At 66.6% G+C, this 17971-nt stretch carries 16 protein-coding genes; 12 read left to right on the forward strand and 4 right to left on the reverse strand.

Annotated elements, in window-relative coordinates:
- Window positions 1-2: 2 nt before the first annotated feature.
- Window positions 3-1400, reverse strand: a complete 1398-nt coding sequence (gene sepH, locus AC5RUO_RS17705) for a septation protein SepH (RefSeq protein ID WP_494104191.1) — start codon at window positions 1398-1400, stop codon at window positions 3-5.
- A 179-nt stretch (window positions 1401-1579) separates the two neighbouring features.
- A complete protein-coding gene (locus AC5RUO_RS17710) occupies window positions 1580-2068 on the reverse strand; it encodes a DUF3093 domain-containing protein (RefSeq protein WP_494104192.1) in 489 nt (162 codons plus the stop codon).
- 148 nt (window positions 2069-2216) lie between these two features.
- Here AC5RUO_RS17710 and dut point away from each other — a divergent pair, with 148 nt between their 5' ends.
- The 4 genes from dut to AC5RUO_RS17730 all read left to right on the forward strand — a co-directional run bounded on the left by dut (window position 2217) and on the right by AC5RUO_RS17730 (window position 4671).
- Window positions 2217-2741 (forward strand): dUTP diphosphatase, encoded by a 525-nt coding sequence (dut, locus tag AC5RUO_RS17715; protein WP_494104193.1) that lies wholly within the window; start codon window positions 2217-2219, stop codon window positions 2739-2741.
- 100 nt (window positions 2742-2841) lie between these two features.
- Complete coding sequence (locus AC5RUO_RS17720; RefSeq protein ID WP_494011024.1) at window positions 2842-3546, forward strand: DUF3710 domain-containing protein; 705 nt, start codon at window positions 2842-2844, stop codon at window positions 3544-3546.
- 4 nt (window positions 3547-3550) lie between these two features.
- Entirely contained in the window at window positions 3551-3895 is a 345-nt protein-coding gene (locus AC5RUO_RS17725; RefSeq protein WP_494011025.1) for a single stranded DNA-binding domain-containing protein, read from the forward strand.
- Window positions 3892-4671 carry a DUF3159 domain-containing protein gene (locus AC5RUO_RS17730; protein ID WP_494104194.1) on the forward strand — a complete coding sequence of 260 codons (780 nt, stop codon included), beginning with the start codon at window positions 3892-3894 and terminating at the stop codon, window positions 4669-4671. Before AC5RUO_RS17725 ends, AC5RUO_RS17730 begins: the two co-directional genes overlap by 4 nt.
- 15 nt (window positions 4672-4686) lie before the next feature.
- Here AC5RUO_RS17730 and AC5RUO_RS17735 read toward each other — a convergent pair whose 3' ends face one another.
- Both AC5RUO_RS17735 and AC5RUO_RS17740 read right to left on the reverse strand, forming a co-directional pair.
- The gene (locus tag AC5RUO_RS17735; RefSeq protein WP_494011027.1) at window positions 4687-5439 is read right to left on the reverse strand and encodes a potassium channel family protein; all 753 of its coding nucleotides are present in this window, start codon (window positions 5437-5439) and stop codon (window positions 4687-4689) included.
- Window positions 5436-6110 (reverse strand): potassium channel family protein, encoded by a 675-nt coding sequence (locus AC5RUO_RS17740; protein WP_494011028.1) that lies wholly within the window; start codon window positions 6108-6110, stop codon window positions 5436-5438. Before AC5RUO_RS17740 ends, AC5RUO_RS17735 begins: the two co-directional genes overlap by 4 nt.
- A 119-nt stretch (window positions 6111-6229) precedes the next feature.
- Here AC5RUO_RS17740 and AC5RUO_RS17745 point away from each other — a divergent pair, with 119 nt between their 5' ends.
- The 8 genes from AC5RUO_RS17745 to AC5RUO_RS17780 all read left to right on the forward strand — a co-directional run bounded on the left by AC5RUO_RS17745 (window position 6230) and on the right by AC5RUO_RS17780 (window position 17892).
- Window positions 6230-8206 (forward strand): APC family permease, encoded by a 1977-nt coding sequence (locus AC5RUO_RS17745; protein WP_494011029.1) that lies wholly within the window; start codon window positions 6230-6232, stop codon window positions 8204-8206.
- Window positions 8203-9597, forward strand: coding sequence for a class I SAM-dependent RNA methyltransferase (locus AC5RUO_RS17750; RefSeq protein ID WP_494104195.1), 1395 nt, complete (start codon window positions 8203-8205; stop codon window positions 9595-9597). Before AC5RUO_RS17745 ends, AC5RUO_RS17750 begins: the two co-directional genes overlap by 4 nt.
- A gap of 164 nt (window positions 9598-9761) precedes the next feature.
- Entirely contained in the window at window positions 9762-12587 is a 2826-nt protein-coding gene (locus tag AC5RUO_RS17755) for an aconitate hydratase (RefSeq protein WP_494011031.1), read from the forward strand.
- Between the two features lie 142 nt (window positions 12588-12729).
- Window positions 12730-14703 carry a 1-deoxy-D-xylulose-5-phosphate synthase gene (gene dxs / locus AC5RUO_RS17760; RefSeq protein WP_494104196.1) on the forward strand — a complete coding sequence of 658 codons (1974 nt, stop codon included), beginning with the start codon at window positions 12730-12732 and terminating at the stop codon, window positions 14701-14703.
- A 53-nt stretch (window positions 14704-14756) separates the two neighbouring features.
- Window positions 14757-15317, forward strand: a complete 561-nt coding sequence (locus AC5RUO_RS17765; RefSeq protein WP_494104197.1) for a DUF402 domain-containing protein — start codon at window positions 14757-14759, stop codon at window positions 15315-15317.
- Complete coding sequence (locus tag AC5RUO_RS17770; RefSeq protein WP_494104198.1) at window positions 15314-15874, forward strand: hypothetical protein; 561 nt, start codon at window positions 15314-15316, stop codon at window positions 15872-15874. The genes AC5RUO_RS17765 and AC5RUO_RS17770 overlap by 4 nt, the downstream gene beginning before the upstream one ends.
- An 8-nt stretch (window positions 15875-15882) precedes the next feature.
- On the forward strand, window positions 15883-16860 hold the full coding sequence (locus tag AC5RUO_RS17775) for an aldo/keto reductase (protein ID WP_494104199.1): 978 nt from the start codon (window positions 15883-15885) through the stop codon (window positions 16858-16860).
- Window positions 16861-16866: 6 nt separating this feature from the next.
- On the forward strand, window positions 16867-17892 hold the full coding sequence (locus tag AC5RUO_RS17780; RefSeq protein WP_494011036.1) for a nucleoside hydrolase: 1026 nt from the start codon (window positions 16867-16869) through the stop codon (window positions 17890-17892).
- Window positions 17893-17971 lie beyond the last annotated feature (79 nt).

A 17971-nucleotide genomic window follows, 5' to 3' on the forward strand; every position in this document is an offset into this window, starting at 1 on the left:
CCTCAGTCGCCGCGGGTGCCGAAAACGATCTCGTCCCAGGACGGGACGCTGGAACGCTTGGGCCTCGACGGCTGTCGCTCAGGGGCTTCAGTTTCGGGCAGTTGGCCCGTGGCCGGTGTGGAGTCGTCGTGCCGCGGTGCCCTGCGCCGGGGATTTCCGCCCAGCAATTCGTTCAGGCCGACATTAGGAGATGCAGCGGCCCCACTGGCTGCTGCAGGCTCCGAATCGTCCCCCGTTTGGTCGGTGCCGCTCTCGTCGGTACCGATTGGGGACGCTCCGGCCGAAGCAGTGCCCGAAGGACGGGTGGGGGACGCGACGATGGTGACTTCGCGAGTGTCTGTGCTGACGCCGTCGTGCAGCCGCAGGGCCTCCTCCACCGGATCGCGGTGCGGCGGGATGAGGCTGAGCCTGGACATCATGGAGGGACGGGCGTCGCGCCGGCGGATAAAGGAATCCCCCTTGGCGGCGGGTGCGTCATCCATATCGTCCTGCGGCCCGGTCTCCGGCTCCTCCGGTTCCGGGATGACCTCGGACGGACGGGGGTGGGCTGCCGGTACGCCATGGGTCAGCAGCAGCGCGAGGGCGTCGTCGGAATCCTCGTCCACGCCCAGGCGTTGTCCGCGGCGGGAGCGCAGCATGTCGAGCAGCCCGTCAGGGTCCTTGCCCGGACCTTGGGCAGGTCCGGCCTGGTTGCCGTGGCCGGAACGGACGTTCTCCGCATCGGCCTCGAAGTCGAAGGGCCTGTCCGAGACGGCTGAGAGCCGCCGCGCGGGAACGGGACCGTCAAGCGGCTCCAGTTCACTCAGCTGCTGCGCCCACCGGTTGGTGTTTTGCAGGGATTTCCGGACCGGGTTGAAGGTCCACAACGCCGGCGGTTCCTCGCCGATGCCGGCCGTACCGCCGGTCTGGGGTTCGAAGCTGGCCGAGACGGTCCAGGTCCCGTCCTGCCGGCGCCAGGAGTCCCACTCCACTGTTGAAGGATCGATTCCATGCGCGGACAGCCGGTGGGCCACCATATCGTCCAGGGTGGCCGGGCTGTCGCCGAACGCCGCCCGGTACACGTCGTGGCCGGGGGAGGGCGTGGCAACTTCCACCTTGCGGGCCTGCTGAGCCACGTACTCACGCTCCGCCAGGACCGGCCCCTCATAGCGCTCCACCTTGGCGAGCGGCAGCCCGGACAATTCCGCAACCTCGGCGGCCGTGGCACCGGCACGGATCCGCGCCTGGATGTCCCGGGGGGACATGGGGATGGCAGGCCGGTCGGCGGGCCGCTTTGCCGCTGATCTGCTTGCCGTCCTCAGGGCTTCATCGATCGGCAGCTGGAACATCTCGCCGCCGGCTCCGGTCAACAGGAGGTGAGTCCCGTCGTCGTGCACGCCCACAAGCCGTAGATCCTGCATCCAAATCCTCCACCCTGGCATTACTATCAATCGAAACTCTGCCACCCGGTGTACGTGTTTTGCCTCAAGGGGCCGGGCGTGCCGCGATTTTCCGCCGTATCAGGGACCGGGGGCCGCAACTGTCGATCAGGGCGCCGGCGGCAGAGGGGCCGGGAAGTTGTTGCCGCCGAGCGGCAGCCCTACCTGCGGGTCAGGGCTGCCGTGAGCCGGGCCGGGTGCCGGGTAGAGGTGAGCCAGTAGGGTGTGCTGTCCGCGGGGTCCGTGATGTCGATCTTCACCACGGGATCAATCCAGCCCCGTATGCAAAGGTAGGCAAGGCCATTGAGCCGCGTCCCGCGCTCTGCCGTTGCTTCCTCCCCGCGGAATTCCTGCACGTCACCCACGAACTTGCGCTCGATGGTGGCGCGGCCCACCGTCAGCGTGTCCCCGGTCACCAGGATGGTGGGAGTGGACAACAACAGGAGCACCGTGATGATGACAAAGAGCACCGCTGCCGCAGTAAAACCGGCGGCCGCGCTGATGGGGGCAAAAACCAGGATTCCGGCGCCCGAAACACCCGCCGCGATGATCCAGATCCACAGGTTGGGCCAAAGCTTTTCCGTGTAAATCACCGACGCGCCCGTGGACGAAGAATTGGGCACGGGCGAAGGGGAGCTTGATTCGGGCATACGCCAAGCTTTCCACCTTTGCCCCGCTATTTCATCTTGGCGCCGGGTGTCCTGGGCCCGCATTGGACCGGAGGTCATGCTGCCCCTGCCCGTGCCATCAGCGGGACGCCTAGGTTCGGCGCGGGCGCGGGGGTTAGAGTGAGTGATTGTGACTGATCATCCCGCCACACTCGACACGGCCCTTCACGAAGCACCCACAGCCCCGGGCGCGGACAACCCGGCACCCACCCTCCAGATCCAGCTGAAGATGCTGGACCCCGATTTGGCGGCCCCGTCCTACGCGCACCCGGGCGACGCCGGCGCAGACCTCCGGGCGCGGGAGGATGTAGTCCTGCAGCCGGGTGAGCGCAAGCTCGTTCCGACCGGAGTGGCCATCTCGCTTCCCTATGGCTTCGTGGCCCTGATCCATCCGCGCTCCGGTCTGGCCACCAAACACGGTCTCACTATCGTCAATTCTCCCGGCACGGTGGACGCGGGCTACCGCGGCGAAATTTCCGTCACCCTGCTCAACACCGACGCAAGCCAGCCCATCGAACTGCGGCGCGGCGATAGAATTGCCCAGATGGTCATCCAGCGCGTAGAGCACGCGCAGTTCGTCCCGGTCGCAGAATTGAGCGAATCCGTACGCGGCACCGGAGGGTTCGGGTCAACCGGCGGATTCACCCTTCCCTAACGCCGGTTTCGTGCCAGCGCAGGAGCCGGCGGCCGGAACAAGCACGACGGCGGGGCCTCCCCAGGCCGGACCGGAACTTCACAACTAAGGAGACACCCTGATGGTCTTTGGGCTCGGCAGGAAAGCCAAGAAGGAACAGGCGGCCGAACCGGACGAACCGCTGACGCTCGCGGACGCCGAAGCGGGCAGCACCGGACGCCGTGCCAGCGGCCCTTTCGATGCATCTGAAATCAGCAGCCGCGACGGTTACGTTGACCTCGGGGCGCTCCTGATCACGCCCAGCGAGGGCCTCCAGTTGCGTTTGGAAGTTGAGGAAGCCACCCAGCGGGTGGTGGCCGTCACCATGGACCTCAACGGTTCGAGCCTTCAGCTGCAGGCGTTTGCCGCGCCCAAGACCGAAGAGCTGTGGGAGGAAATCCGCGGCCAGATCGGCCAGTCAGTGGGCGCCCAGGGCGGCCAGGTCGAGGAGGTGCAGGGTGAGTTCGGGACGGAACTCGTCGCCAAGCTTCCCGCCGGCCTGCCCGACGGCAGCCAGGGCTACCGCGTGGCCCGCTTCATCGGCGTCGACGGTCCCCGCTGGTTCCTCCGCGGCGTCCTGGGCGGCGCCGCAGCACTGGACCGTGAGGCGGCCGGACCCCTCGAAGCCTTGTTCAAAAAGGTAGTGGTTGTCCGGGGCGACAGCCCCATGCCGCCCCGTGACCTCCTCCAGCTGCGCCTGCCGAAGGATGCCACTGCCACGCCCCCGCCTGCTGCTCCCGGCCTGCAGGAACCGGAGCGTGGCCCGGAAATCACCCAGATTGGCTGATTCCGTGCCGGATGGAGCATCCAGGGACGGTGGCCGCACCACCCCCCTCAGCCAGTTGCCCGTCAAGGGCCGGGTGCTCTGCCAGGGACGGATCGAGTCCATCACCTACGTCCCGGCGGACCGGAGCGCCGCTTTCAGCGCTATCGTCTCCGAGTCCGGGCCCGGCCGGCAGCGACCTGCAGCGGGGCGGCATCCCCGGCTGCGGGTGGTGTGGCTCGGACGCAGGCGGGTGCCCGGCATCGAAGCCGGCACCGAGCTCCGCCTCGAGGGAATGCTGTCCCGGAGCGAGGGCCTGCCCACCATGTTCAACCCCCGCTACGAGATATTGTCCCGTCAGGAGAACGAATGACCTCGCCCCAGCCCGACCCGTCCTCCGGAGGATCCCGTTCCGGGAACAACGGCCCGGAGCAGGAGCCGGGGACAGCGCAGGAGTCCTCGCCTGTGGCCGGCCTCGCCGCCGAATACGCGGCCAAGGCGGGACTGCACAGGACGCACGACGGCCGGGTGGATGTCCTGCGCAGTGCCGGTGGAGTCCAGGGCATCGCGGAAAGCATCATGCCGGGACTGGTGTTCCTGATTGCGTTCACCATCACGCAGGACCTTCCGCCGTCGCTGGTTGCCGCGCTAGGCACCGCTGCCGTGTTCACCGTGGTCCGCCTCATCCAGCGCCGGCCCCTGACCCAGGCACTCGCCGGCGTTGTCGGCGTTGGAATTTCCGCCTGGCTGGCCAACACCACCGGAAAGGCCGAGGACTTCTACCTCCCGGGGTTCTTCACCAACGCGGCGTACATCATCGCAATGGTGATCTCCATCCTGGTCAAGTGGCCGGTGGCCGGACTGCTGTTCGGGTTCATCCGGAACGAAGGCCTCGACTGGCGCAAGGACCCGGGCCGGCTCAAGGCCTACCGGCTGGGGACCTGGATCATCGTGGCGGTCCTGGCGCTCCGGCTTCTCGTCCAGGTGCCGCTGTACCTGATGGGCCCGGAAGGCCTTGCCGCACTTGCCACCACCCGCCTCCTGATGGGGGCCCCGCTGTACATCCTGGGCGTCTGGGTGGCCTGGCTGGTGACCCGTCCTGCCCCCGCAAAGGACCTGACGGGCGGGGAACCGGCGCCGAAAGCCTGACGGCTCCCACGGCCATTAGCCGTCGAAGCCGTCGTCCTCGAGGGCCTGCTGTTCCGCGCGGCCTGCCGGCACCCCTTCGTCCTGCTGCTCTTCCTCCATCGAGTCGGCCGCCTCGGGTGAAAGCAGGGCGCGCAGCTGGTCCTCGGCGGCAATGGTTGTCACGAAGAACAGCTCGTCGCCGCCGTCAATGACGTCGTCGCGGCTGGGCGTGATGGGGGCGTGGTCTCGCAGGATTGCCACCAGGGTGGCATCCTCCGGCCAGTCAATCTGCCCCACCGTCCGGCCGATCACGTGCGAATCGTGCGGCACGGTGAATTCGACCAGGGACGACACTCCGGTCTGGAGGGTCAGGAGCCGGACCAGGTCGCCGATTTCCACGGCCTCCTCCACCAGCGCTGTCATGAGCTGCGGCGTGTTGACGGCCACGTCCACGCCCCAGGAATCGTTGAACATCCAGTCGTTCTTCGGGTTGTTCACGCGGCCCACGGTGCGGCCGACGCCGAATTCGGTCTTGGCGAGCAGGGACACCACAAGGTTGACCTTGTCGTCGCCGGTGGCTGACACCACCACGTCCGCCTCTTCCACTTTGGCGCCCTGCAGTGTGCTCAGCTCGCAGGCGTCGCCCACCAGCCAGTGTGCGCCGCGCAGTCCGCTCCGGCCGATCACTTCCGGCTTCAGGTCGATCAACAAAATTTCGTGCTTGTGGGCCAGCAGTTCCCTGGCGATGGATGACCCGACGCTTCCCGCGCCGACAATAACGACTTTCACTGCAACTCCTTGGCGGGGGCTTTGGCCAGGATCTGGGCGACGTGCGCGCTGCGGTCCACCTGCAACATGGCGTGCACCGTGTCGCCGTCCTGGTAGGCGGTTCCTGCATCGGGGAGCATGCCCTCGCCGAAGCGCGTGAGGTATGCCACCCGGACGTCCGCCGCCTTTTCGATGCTGCTGATCCGGTGCCCGATCCAGCCGGTGTCCAGGTCCAGTTCAGCCAGGACCAGGCGTCCGGAGGGCTCCCGGAAATCACCCGCCAGGTGCTGTTCGGGGAGGATGCGCCGCAGGACCTGGTCTGCGCTCCAGCGCACCGCGGCCACGGTGGGGATGCCCAGCCGCTGGTAGATTTCCGCCCGCCCGGGGTCGTAGATGCGGGCCACGACGTGCGGGACGTGGAACGTTTCGCGGGCCACCCGGGTGGCCAGGATATTGGAGTTGTCGCCGCTGGACACGGCAGCGAATGCGTAGGCTTCGGCCACGCCGGCCTGCTTCAGGGTGTCGCGGTCAAAGCCGACACCGGTGACCTTGCGGCCGGTAAACCCCTGGCGGAGCCGGCGGAAGGCGCGGTCGTCCTGGTCGATGATGGCCACGGAATGGCCGGCGTCCTCCAGCGTATGAGCCAGCGTCGCCCCCACCCGGCCACATCCCATGATCACGAAATGCGCCACCGTATCTCCTCTGTAATCCTGTGCAGGTTGTGCAGCTAGAACTCTACCGCCAGCATCCGGCGTTGCCCCTGTCAAGGGGCCGTCATGACAACCCCAGGGAATCAGACTAGCTTTGTGGGGTGCTGACAATACTGAACGCCGTCAAACGCGTGCTGGTGGGCAGGCCGTTCCGGAACGACCGGCTTTCCCACACCCTGCTCCCAAAGAAGATTGCACTGCCGGTTTTCGCTTCCGACGCCCTGTCCTCCGTAGCCTACGCACCGGACGAAATCCTGCTGACGCTCGCCCTGGCCGGCGTCAGTGCGGTGGCCTTCTCCCCTTGGGTTGGGCTGGCCGTGATGGTGGTGCTCCTGACCGTGGTTGCCTCCTACCGGCAGAACGTCCACGCGTATCCTTCCGGAGGCGGGGACTACCAGATCGCCGGTGAAAACCTAGGGAAGAACGCGGGCATTACGGTGGCGTCTGCCCTGCTGGTGGACTATGTCCTGACTGTGGCCGTGTCAATGTCCTCCGCCGCGGCGTACCTGGCCACCGCCATCCCTTCACTGTATGGTCAGCAGGCGCTGATCGCCGCCGTCGGCATTGTCATCCTGGCACTGCTCAACCTGCGGGGTGTGAGCAAAGGCGGCACCCTTTTCGCATTACCCACCTACATCTTCATCGCATCAATTTTCGGCATGACGGCCGTGGGGATTTTCCAGGCGGCCACCGGCCAATTAGGGGAGGCGCCGTCAGCGGCCTTCACGATCGTGCCCGCAGCCGGTTTCGATGAAGGGCTGGTGGGGTTGGCCGGTGCCTTCCTGCTGCTTCGCGCGTTCTCCTCCGGCGCCGCAGCGCTCACCGGAATCGAAACGATCAGCAGCGGTGTACCCAGTTTCCGGCCGCCGAAGAGCAAGAACGCCGCTACCACCCTGCTTCTGCTGGGCGTCATCGGCGCCTCCATGCTGGCAGGCATCATCTACCTCGCCAATGCCACCAAGGTCCACGTCGTCCTGGACCCCGCCACCGAACTCCTGTTGAACGGCAGCCCGCTGCCGGAGGGTTACATCCAGAACCCTGTCATCAGCCAGATCGCCCAGACCATCTTTGGCCCCGGTTCCATCCTCTTCTACATTGTGGTCGCAGCGACCGGCGTCATCCTGGTGTTCGCCGCCAACACTGCGTTCAACGCGTTTCCCGTCCTTGGCTCAATCCTTGCCCAGGACGGCTACCTTCCGCGCCAGCTCCGGACCAGGGGCGACCGCCTGGCTTTCAGCAACGGTGTCGTGGCCCTGGCGGCTGGGGCTTTGGTGCTCATCCTGGCGTTCAATGCCGATGTCACCAAGCTCATCCAGCTTTATATCGTGGGTGTCTTCATCTCCTTCACCGCCAGCCAGCTGGGAATGGTCCGGCACTGGGGGCGGCAGCTGAAGGTAACGAGGAACAAGACAGTCCGACGGCGGATGGCCAAGTCCCGTGCGATCAACACCGTCGGCTTCGGCATGACCGCCACCGTCCTTGGCATTGTGCTGGTCACCAAATTTGAGCAGGGCGCCTGGCTTGCCCTGCTGGCCATGTTCATCCTGTACCTGATCATGTGGAGCATCAAAGCCCACTACGACAACGTCGCCCGGGAACTGGCGGTGGACGAGGACGCGTCCCCGCGGGCCCTGCCTACCAGGGTGCATGCCGTGCTCCTGGTCTCGCATGTGCGCAAGCCGGTCCTGCGGGCCCTGGCCTATGCACGGGCGTCACGGCCCTCCCGCCTTGACGCGATCACCGTGGACATCGATCCCGAGGAAACGGCCCAGACCGTCGCCGACTGGGAAAAACTCGAAATCCCCGTGCCGCTGACGGTGCTGGCCAGTCCCTACCGCGAAACCGTCACCCCGATCATGGAGTACATCAAGCAGATGCGGCTGGACTCCCCGCGCGACCTTATCGTGGTGTATATCCCCGAATATGTCGTGGGCAAGTGGTGGGAGCAGCTGGTGCACAACCAGACCGCACTGCGCATCAAGACCCGGCTGCACTTCGAACCCGGGGTCATGGTGGCCAGCGTTCCCTGGCAGCTCAAATCATCCGAAGAAGCAAAGAACCTCCAGGACGTCCAATGACCGCCAAAACCTCCATCACCCCTGCCGCTACGCCGGAGGCCGGCGGGCACAGCGGCGAAGAAGCCGTCCTCGACGTCGGACCGGTGGCCCACGGCGGGCACTGCGTTGCCCGCCACGAGGGACGGGTCATCTTTGTCCGGCACGCCATCCCCGGCGAAAAGGTCCGCGTGCGCCTGACGGACGCGGAGGACAAAGCCAAGTTCTGGCGGGCCGATGTCATCGAAGTGCTGGAAGCGTCACCTGACCGTGTGGAGCACTTCTGGCGCCCTGCGGATTCAGGCCGTGCCTGGCAGCAGGGCCGTCCGCCGGTGGGCGGTGCTGAGTTCGGGCACATCACCCTCCAGCGGCAGCGCACCCTCAAGGCCGCCGTGCTGGCCGAGCAGCTTCGCCGGCTGGCCGGCGTCGAACTTTCCCCGGCAGTGGAGCCGGTGGGTGCCGGCGCCGGCGATGGGGGAGCAGCGTCCGACGGCGGCACGGGCCTCGCGTGGCGGACGCGCGCCAGCTTTTCGGTCACCCCCGGCGGCAAGCTCGGGATGCATGCACACCGGTCTACGCACATTGTTCCAGTGCGGGACATGCCGCTGGCCACGGACGCCATCAACGCCCTGCAGCTCTGGAACCTGGACCTGCAGGGGATCGAACGGGTGGAGGTGGCCGCGCCGGCCAACGGGTCACGGCCGCTGGTGCTTCTCGCCCCGGCACCGGGGACGAAGGCAAAGCGGCTGGCCGCCGTGGCGGCCCAACTGCCCGCGGACGTGTCCGTCGCGTCCTTCGATCCGGTCACGGAGGACGTCACACAGCTCCGCGGCAGGACCTGGGTGCAGGAATCGGTGGCAGGCCACGACTACCGCGTCACAGGCGCGGGGTTCTGGCAGATCCACCGCGACGCGCCCGACACACTTGTGGGGGCTGTCACAGATTTCCTGCACGGCGGCGGGTTCCTTCATGCCGGTGCCGTGGTGGCTGACCTCTACGCCGGGGCGGGCCTGTTCACCGCCGTGCTGGCGGAGGCCGTGGGGGAGACCGGCTCAGTCCTGTCCGTGGAGGGCGCCCCTGGAACCAGCCGGGACGCCCGAAAGAACCTGCACGCCGCCCCGCAGGTGGAGATCATCCAAGGCCGCGTGGAACGGGTATTGCGCCAGAAGCCGCGGGACTTTGACGCCCTTATCCTGGACCCTCCCCGTGCCGGTGCCGGCAAGTCCGTGGTGGGTCAGCTCGTCGCGGCGGACCCGCGAGCCATTGCCTACGTGTCCTGCGACCCGGCGTCGTTCGCCCGTGACGTGGGTTACTTCCGCCAGTCCGGCTGGGACCTGGCCGGCCTGCGCGCGTTCGACCTCTACCCCCACACCCACCACCTTGAAACAGTGGCGCTGCTTGCTCCCCGCCCGTGATGCCGCCGCGGTTATCGACTACGATGGCCGTAGTAGTCCCACGTCGCGCCCGTATTCACGGCCGGCCGTGTGCAATTTTCGGGCCCGAAAGTAATTAGGGCGTCCTAACTAGCAGGCGGTCAACCGCGCGACAAAGATGAAACTGTTGCGAGAGGAGTCCTGCGATGAGCACTGTGGACAGCTTCGGTTCAAAAGGCAAACTTAATGTAGCCGGAACCGAGTATGAAATTTTCCGGTTGAACTCCGTTGAAGGTGCAGAAAACCTTCCGTTCAGCCTCAAGGTATTGCTTGAAAACCTGCTGAGGACCGAGGACGGCGCGAATATCACTGCCGATCACGTCCGCGCCTTGGCCGGCTGGGACCCGAATGCCCAGCCTGATACTGAAATCCAATTCACGCCGGCACGCGTGATCATGCAGGACTTCACCGGCGTTCCCTGCGTGGTTGACCTGGCGACGATGCGCGAAGCGGTCAAGGAACTGGGCGGCGACCCCAAGCGGGTCAACCCGCTGGCACCGGCCGAAATGGTCATCGACCACTCGGTCCAGATCGACGCCTTCGGCAACTCCGGTGCGCTGGAGCGCAACATGGAGATCGAATACCAGCGCAATGGTGAGCGCTACCAGTTCCTGCGCTGGGGCCAGACCGCGTTCGACGACTTCAAGGTGGTCCCGCCGGGAACCGGCATCGTGCACCAGGTCAACATCGAATACCTGGCCCGCACCGTCATGACCCGCGAAGTTGACGGCGCCCTCCGCGCCTACCCCGACACCTGCGTCGGAACCGACTCGCACACCACCATGGTCAACGGCCTGGGCGTGCTCGGCTGGGGCGTTGGCGGCATTGAAGCCGAGGCAGCCATGCTCGGCCAGCCCGTCTCCATGCTCATCCCGCGCGTCGTCGGCTTCAAGCTCAGCGGCAGCATCCCGGCCGGCGCCACCGCCACCGACGTGGTGCTCACCATTACCGAAATGCTGCGCAAGCACGGTGTTGTGGGCAAGTTCGTCGAGTTCTACGGTGAGGGCGTCGCCGCTGTGCCGCTGGCAAACCGCGCCACCATCGGCAACATGAGCCCGGAATTCGGTTCCACCGCCGCGATGTTCCCCATCGACGACGTCACCCTGGACTACCTGCGCCTCACCGGCCGCTCCGAGCAGAACGTTGCCCTCGTGGAGGCTTACTCCAAGGAGCAGGGCCTCTGGCACGATCCGTCCCGCGACATCAAGTTCTCCGAGTACCTGGAACTGGACCTCTCCACCGTTGTTCCGTCCATCGCAGGCCCCAAGCGCCCGCAGGACCGCATCGAGCTCACCGAGGCCAAGGACGAGTTCCGCCACGACCTCAAGAACTACGTTTCCCACGACGCCGATGCCGGCACCCTGGACGAGTCCCTTGAGGAAAGCTTCCCGGCCTCCGACGCCCCGTCCTTCACCGCCGGAGCGACCCACGTCTCCGACACCGACCGCGAACCGCCGAAGTACTCGGCAGCGCACGGCGGCGCCGGACGCATCTCCAGCCCGGTGCCGGTCAAGATGGCTGACGGACGCGAGTTCGAGCTGGACCACGGTGCTGTCACCATCGCCTCCATCACCTCCTGCACCAACACGTCCAACCCGTCCGTGATGCTCGCCGCCGCTGTGCTGGCACGCAACGCCGTCGAAAAGGGCCTGACCGCCAAGCCGTGGGTCAAGACCTCCGTCGCCCCCGGCTCCAAGGTGGTCACCGACTACTACGAGAAGTCCGGCCTGACCCCCTACCTGGAGAAGCTCGGCTTCTACATCGTGGGCTACGGCTGCGCTACCTGCATCGGCAACTCCGGCCCGCTGGAAGCCGAGATTTCCGAGGCTGTCCAGGCCAACGACCTCGCCGTCGCCGCGGTGCTCTCGGGCAACCGCAACTTCGAAGGCCGCATCAACCCGGACGTCAAGATGAACTACCTGGCCTCCCCGCCGCTGGTCATCGCCTACGCCCTGGCCGGTTCCATGGACTTCGACTTCGAAACCGATGCCCTGGGCCAGGACACCGACGGCAACGACGTCTTCCTGAAGGACATCTGGCCCAACCCGGTCGAGGTCCAGCAGGTCATCGACTCCTCGATCGACAAGGAAATGTTCGCCAAGGGCTACGAAGGCGTCTTCGACGGCGACGATCGCTGGAAGGCACTGGACACGCCGGCAGGCGACACCTTCGCCTGGGATCCGAACTCCACCTACGTCCGCAAGCCCCCGTACTTCGAGGGCATGCAGGCGCAGCCGGAGCCGGTCAAGGACATCACGGGCGCGCGCGTCCTGCTGAAGCTGGGCGACTCGGTCACCACCGACCACATCTCCCCGGCCGGTTCCTTCAAGTCCGACACCCCTGCCGGCCAGTACCTGCTGGCCAACGGCGTCGAGCGCAAGGACTTCAACTCCTACGGTTCCCGCCGCGGTAACCACGAGGTGATGATCCGCGGAACGTTCGCGAACATCCGCATCAAGAACCAGATCCTGGACGGTGTCGAAGGTGGCTACACCCGCGACTTCACCCAGGAAGGCGGCCCGCAGGCGTTCGTCTACGACGCAGCGCAGAACTACCAGGCAGCCGGCACCCCGCTGGTGGTCCTGGCCGGCAAGGAGTACGGTTCCGGCTCCTCCCGCGACTGGGCAGCAAAGGGTACCGCCCTGCTGGGCGTCAAGGCCGTCATCGCCGAAAGCTACGAGCGCATCCACCGCTCCAACCTCATCGGCATGGGTGTCCTGCCCCTGCAGTTCCCGGCCGGCGAGTCCGCCGCGTCGCTGGGCCTGACGGGCACGGAGACGTTCTCCGTTGAGGGCGTCACGGCCCTGAACGAAGGCACCACGCCCAAGACCCTCAAGGTCACGGCAACCGCCGAAGACGGTTCCGCCACCACGTTCGACGCCGTGCTGCGCATCGATACCCCGGGTGAAGCGGACTACTACCGCAACGGCGGCATCCTGCAGTACGTGCTGCGCCAGATTTCCGCGAACTAGCGGGAACTGCCCAGCAGGCAGCATCTCCCGAAGCCCCGGCCGGTCACGGACCAGCCGGGGCTTCGGCTGTGCAGGCGCGTCCGGTCCCGTGGACCAAGGCGTTAGAGTTAAACGGCACGTCTACCACCTGAAGGAGGGGTCATTGGGAATCTTGGACACCATCCGGAATCCGCAGGACCTGAACGAGTTGACCGAAGAACAGCTCAAGCAGCTGGCTTCGGAGGTCAGGGAATTCCTGATCACAAACGTTTCCCAGACGGGCGGTCACCTCGGGCCAAACCTTGGCGTGGTGGAGCTGACCCTCGCCGTGCACCGCATCTTCGACTCGCCGCGTGACAGCATTGTCTTTGACACCGGCCACCAGTCGTATGTCCACAAGCTGCTCACCGGACGCCAGGACTTCACCACCCTCCGCCAGGAAGGCGGACTGTCCGGCTACCCGTCCCGTGCCGAGTCCGAGCACGACATCGTGGAAAGCTCGCATGCTTCCTCCTCACTGTCCTGGGCGGACGGAATCTCCCGTGCCCGCCAGCTGACCGGGGAAGGCGACCGGCACGTCGTCGCCGTCGTCGGTGACGGGGCACTGACAGGTGGGATGGCTTGGGAGGCCATCAACAACATCGCCGCGGACAAGAAGCGCCGGGTGGTCATCGTCGTCAACGACAACGGCCGGTCATATGCCCCCACGGTGGGCGGATTCGCGGACTACCTGGCCTCGCTGCGGCCCACCATCGACTCGTTCCGCACCGCCCCCGCCTATGAGGTGGCGCTGGACTGGTGGAAGAAAAAGCTCCAGGACGGCGGCCCGGTGGGCCAGTTCACCTACAAGAGCCTGCATGCCATGAAGAAGGGCATCAAGGACTGGTGGGCTCCGCAGGGCATGTTCGAGGACCTCGGCATGAAGTACATCGGGCCCGTGGACGGCCACAACCTCCAGGCGATGGAGCATGCCCTCGCCACCGCCAAGCACTACAACGGCCCGGTCATCGTGCACGCCATGACGGAAAAGGGGCACGGTTACGCCCCAGCCCGCGCGCATGAGGCGGACCAGTTCCACGCCGTCGGCATCATCGACCCGGAAACCGGCGAACCCACCGGGAAAGCCGGCGCCAAGTCCTGGACCTCGGTCTTCGCCGACGAGATCGCCGCCATCGCCGACGAACGGCAGGACGTGGTGGGCATCACCGGAGCCATGCTCATCCCGGTAGGCCTGCACAAGTTCGCCGCCAAGCACCCGGACCGCGTCATCGACGTCGGCATCGCCGAGCAGCATGCCCTCACCTCCGCGGCGGGCATGGCCTTCGGCGGCCTGCACCCCGTGGTGGCTGTCTATGCCACCTTCCTCAACCGCGCTTTCGACCAGCTGCTCATGGACGTTGCCCTGCACAAGGCAGGGGTCACCATCGTCCTGGACCGCGCCGGCGTCACTGGTCCGGACGGCGCCAGCCACCACGGCATGTGGGACATGGCCATGGTCCAGGTGGTACCCGGACTCCACCTGGCTGCTCCCCGCGACGCCACACGGCTGCGGGAGGAACTCCGTGAGGCCATCGCCATCAGTGACGCTCCCAGCGTTGTCCGTTTCTCCAAGGGCTCTGTCGGGGCCGAGGTTGAAGCACTTGAACGGCTCAGCGACGGTGTGGACATCCTGGCCCGCCGTCCTTCGGGGTCCACGGAGAACGATGTGCTGATCGTCAGCGTCGGCGCCATGGCCGAGCTGGCCCTCGACGTGGCCAACAGGCTTGGCGCGCAGGGCATCAGCACCACGGTGGTGGATCCGCGCTGGGCCCTTCCCGTCCGCCGCTCCATCATCGCCCTTGCCTCCCACCATCGGCTGGTGGTCTGCATCGAGGACGGCGTACGCGCCGGCGGCGTGGGCTCGCGCATCCGCCAGGAGATGCGCGCGGCCGGGGTGGACACTGCCCTGAACGAGGTCGGCCTGCCGGTCGAGTTCCTGGACCACGGCAGCCGCAGCCAGGTCCTGGAGCGTGTGGGGCTCACTGCCCAGCAGATTACGCACGACGTCGTCGCGCAGGTTTTGGGGACGAAGGTCCCGTTCGCGCGCCCGCTGCCGGGGCAACAACACCCCACCACCGGCAGCCTTCCGATCCTGTGAGGGAAGAGGATGCGCTGAAAATTCCGGGCGCAACGGGGGAGTCCGGACCGGTCATGCACACCACTACAACGAGGGTCCCCAGCGGCCTCCAGCCCGGCCAGCTGGTGGTGTCCCGGAACCGGAAATGGAACGGCAAGGCCCACTGGGTGGTGCCGGGGCGCTACCTTGGCGAGGACCGGCACGGCTGGTGGATCTTCCAGGGCACCAACGAGTTCTGCTCGCGCCCGGGCGCCGCGTTCTACACCCGGTCCGACGCCGTCCTGCTGGTCCCGCGACAGGGGGACTGGGTTGCCACGTTCTACGACTCGGCCCATCCGAACGGGGTACGGGTTTACGTGGACCTGGCAGTAGGACACGAATGGACGGACATCCGGCCGGCCGTCACCGAGTTCCACGTCATCGACATGGACCTGGACGTCATCCGGACCGCGGACCGGGGCGTCTTCATCGACGACCAGGACGAGTTCGCCCACCACAGTATGTCCATGAACTACCCCGAACGGCTCATCGGAGACATCCAGGCCGCAGCGGACGAACTATACCGGGCCGTCAAGGCACAGCAGGCACCCTTTGACGGCACCGACGTCGAATGGTTCACGGAGGGACGCAAATGAGCGGGATTGTCAGGGTCTACAAGCGCGACGACGAGGGCGTCCTCCACTTCCGGGAGGCCTGGTTCGACGAGGAGTACAGCCAGTTCGTGATGAACTTCGGCGTGGTGGGGCACCAGAGCAAGACCGAAGAGACGGACGTCGCAGACGCCGCGGCCGCCGATGCGCTGCTGGACGCCTTCGCCGTGCAGTGCGCCGAGGACGGCTACGCGGAGATTCCGGACGAGGAGCAGTTCTGGGTGGTGGCGCAGTTTTCCCTGAAGACCAGGGAAGGCACCGAACGCGACCGGTTCCTGGAGGAGAAGGCGAAAGATGCCCTGGTCAGCCACCTCGCGTGGCGCGGCCTCGGCACCGTGGACCGGTCCGAATTCACTGACTTCAAGCTCAACATCTTCTGCCTCTGCCCGGACGCCAACAAGGCCGCCAACGCCATCAAGGTCTGCGCCCGCGGCGAGGACCTGGACTTCACCAAGCTCACCATCGCCGCGGCCCCGTTCAAGGAACCGGACAAGTTCAAAGTGAAGCACTCCGCTAAGTCCGCCACCACGTTCAGCCTTTAGGAGTTTCCTTGACCACCTACCGCCGCGTCGGAAAATCAGGGCTGACGGTCTCCACGGTCGGCCTGGGCTGCAACAACCTCGGCCGCGCCAACACCGCCACCGAATCGCAGGAAGCCACCGACGCCGTGGTCTCCGCTGCGCTCGACGCCGGGATCACCCTGTTCGACGTCGCCGACACCTACGGCCGGGAGCCGGGGCTCAGCGAGACAATGCTGGGCAAGGCCCTGGGCAGCCGCCGCGCCGACGTGGTGGTGGCCACCAAGTTCGGCATGGACATGAAGGGCGCCAACGGCCCCGACTTCGGAGCACGCGGCTCACGGCGCTACATCATCCAGGCGGTGGAGGCTTCGCTGCGGCGGCTCGGCACGGACTGGATCGACCTCTACCAGTTCCACACTCCGGACCCGCTGACCCCCATCGACGAGACACTGTCCGCCCTCGATGCGCTGGTCACCAGCGGCAAGGTCCGCTACCTCGGCCACTCCAACCGTGCCGGCTGGCAGATCGCGCAGGCCGAGTACGTGGCGCGGGAGCTGGGCGGCGCCCGTTTCATTTCCACCCAGAACCACTACAACCTCCTGGACCGGCGGGCGGAACTGGAAGTGACACCGGCTGCCGAGGAATTTGGCCTGGGGGTCCTGCCGTATTTCCCGCTGGCCAACGGCCTGCTTACCGGCAAGTACTCGCCCGGGCACGCCCCCGAAGGCTCCCGGCTCAGCCACACGCGGACCCACATGGTGCACGACGCCGACTGGGAGCAGCTCGGACGGTTCAGCCGCTTCGCCAAGGAACGCGGGCTCACCGAAATCGACGTCGCGTTCTCCTGGCTTGCCGCCCAGCCGTCGGTGGCCAGCGTCATCGCCGGCGCCACCCGGCCGGACCAGGTCCGGCAGAACGCCGCGGCTGCCGACTGGATCCCCACCGAAGCCGACCTGCAGGAACTGGACGGGATCTTCCCCGCAGTCCCCAAAGTGGCACTCTTCTAGGCCGCCATGCCCGCCTACCTCCTGGACGTCGATACCGGCATCGACGACGCACTGGCCGTTGCCTACCTCGCGGCCCTGCCGGACACGGAGTTCGTCTCGGTGACGGCAACACCCGGCAACGTCGATGCGGACCAGGTGGCGCGCAACACCCTCGCGCTCCTCGAATTGTGCGGCCGGCACGGGGTGGAAGTGGCCATCGGTGCGCGCAGGCCGCTGTCCATACCGCTGCTGACCACCCCTGAGACTCACGGACCCCAGGGCATCGGCCACGCCGTCCTGCCGGAACCGGAAGGGCGGGTGTCGCCGCGCCACGCCGTCGACCTCTGGATTGAACATGCCAAGGCACGGCCGGGGGAGTTGACGGCCCTGGTTACTGCACCGCTGACCAATTTTGCGCTGGCACTCCGCAAGGAGCCGGACCTGCCGGAGCTCCTGGCCGGTGTGGTGATCATGGGCGGCTGCTTCTACTACCAGGGCAACACCACGCCTACCGCGGAATGGAACACCCACGTGGACCCGCACGCGGCGAAGGAGGTCTACGCCGCTTACCGTGGGCGGGCCATGGAAAAGCTTCCCGTGGTGTGCTCGCTGGACACGACAGAACGCATCGAGATGCGGCCGGAGCATGTCCGGCGGCTGGCGGAAGCGGCAGGCGCCGCCGTCCCCGAACTGGTGCTCCCGGACCAGCCGGAAGGGCAGCGGAGCACCTCGGACAACGGGATCATCAGGCACCTGTCCGATGCGTTGCGGTTCTACTTCGAGTTCCATCGGCGTTACGACCAGGGCTACCTTGCCCACGTCCATGACTTCTTCGCCGCCGGCGTGGCGGCGGGAACGCTGGAGTACACGGCCCGGCCGGCTACCGTGGACGTTGAGGCGGAATCGCCGCTTTTCGCCGGAACAACGGTTGCCGACTTCCGCGGCCTGTGGGGCATCGAACCCAACGCCAGGATCGTCTCCGGCAACAACCCGGAGCAGGCCTTCCGCGAACTGGTATCCACCGTCGGCGGCCTCGCAGCCAGGCTGGGCTGAAATACTCCACCACCGGTAGAATGGTCCCCGGCCCGCCGGTTGATTCATCCGGCGCAGCTGCTGCCGAGGTGACATAGGC

Source organism: Arthrobacter sp. Y3221087 (genome assembly GCF_059089905.1).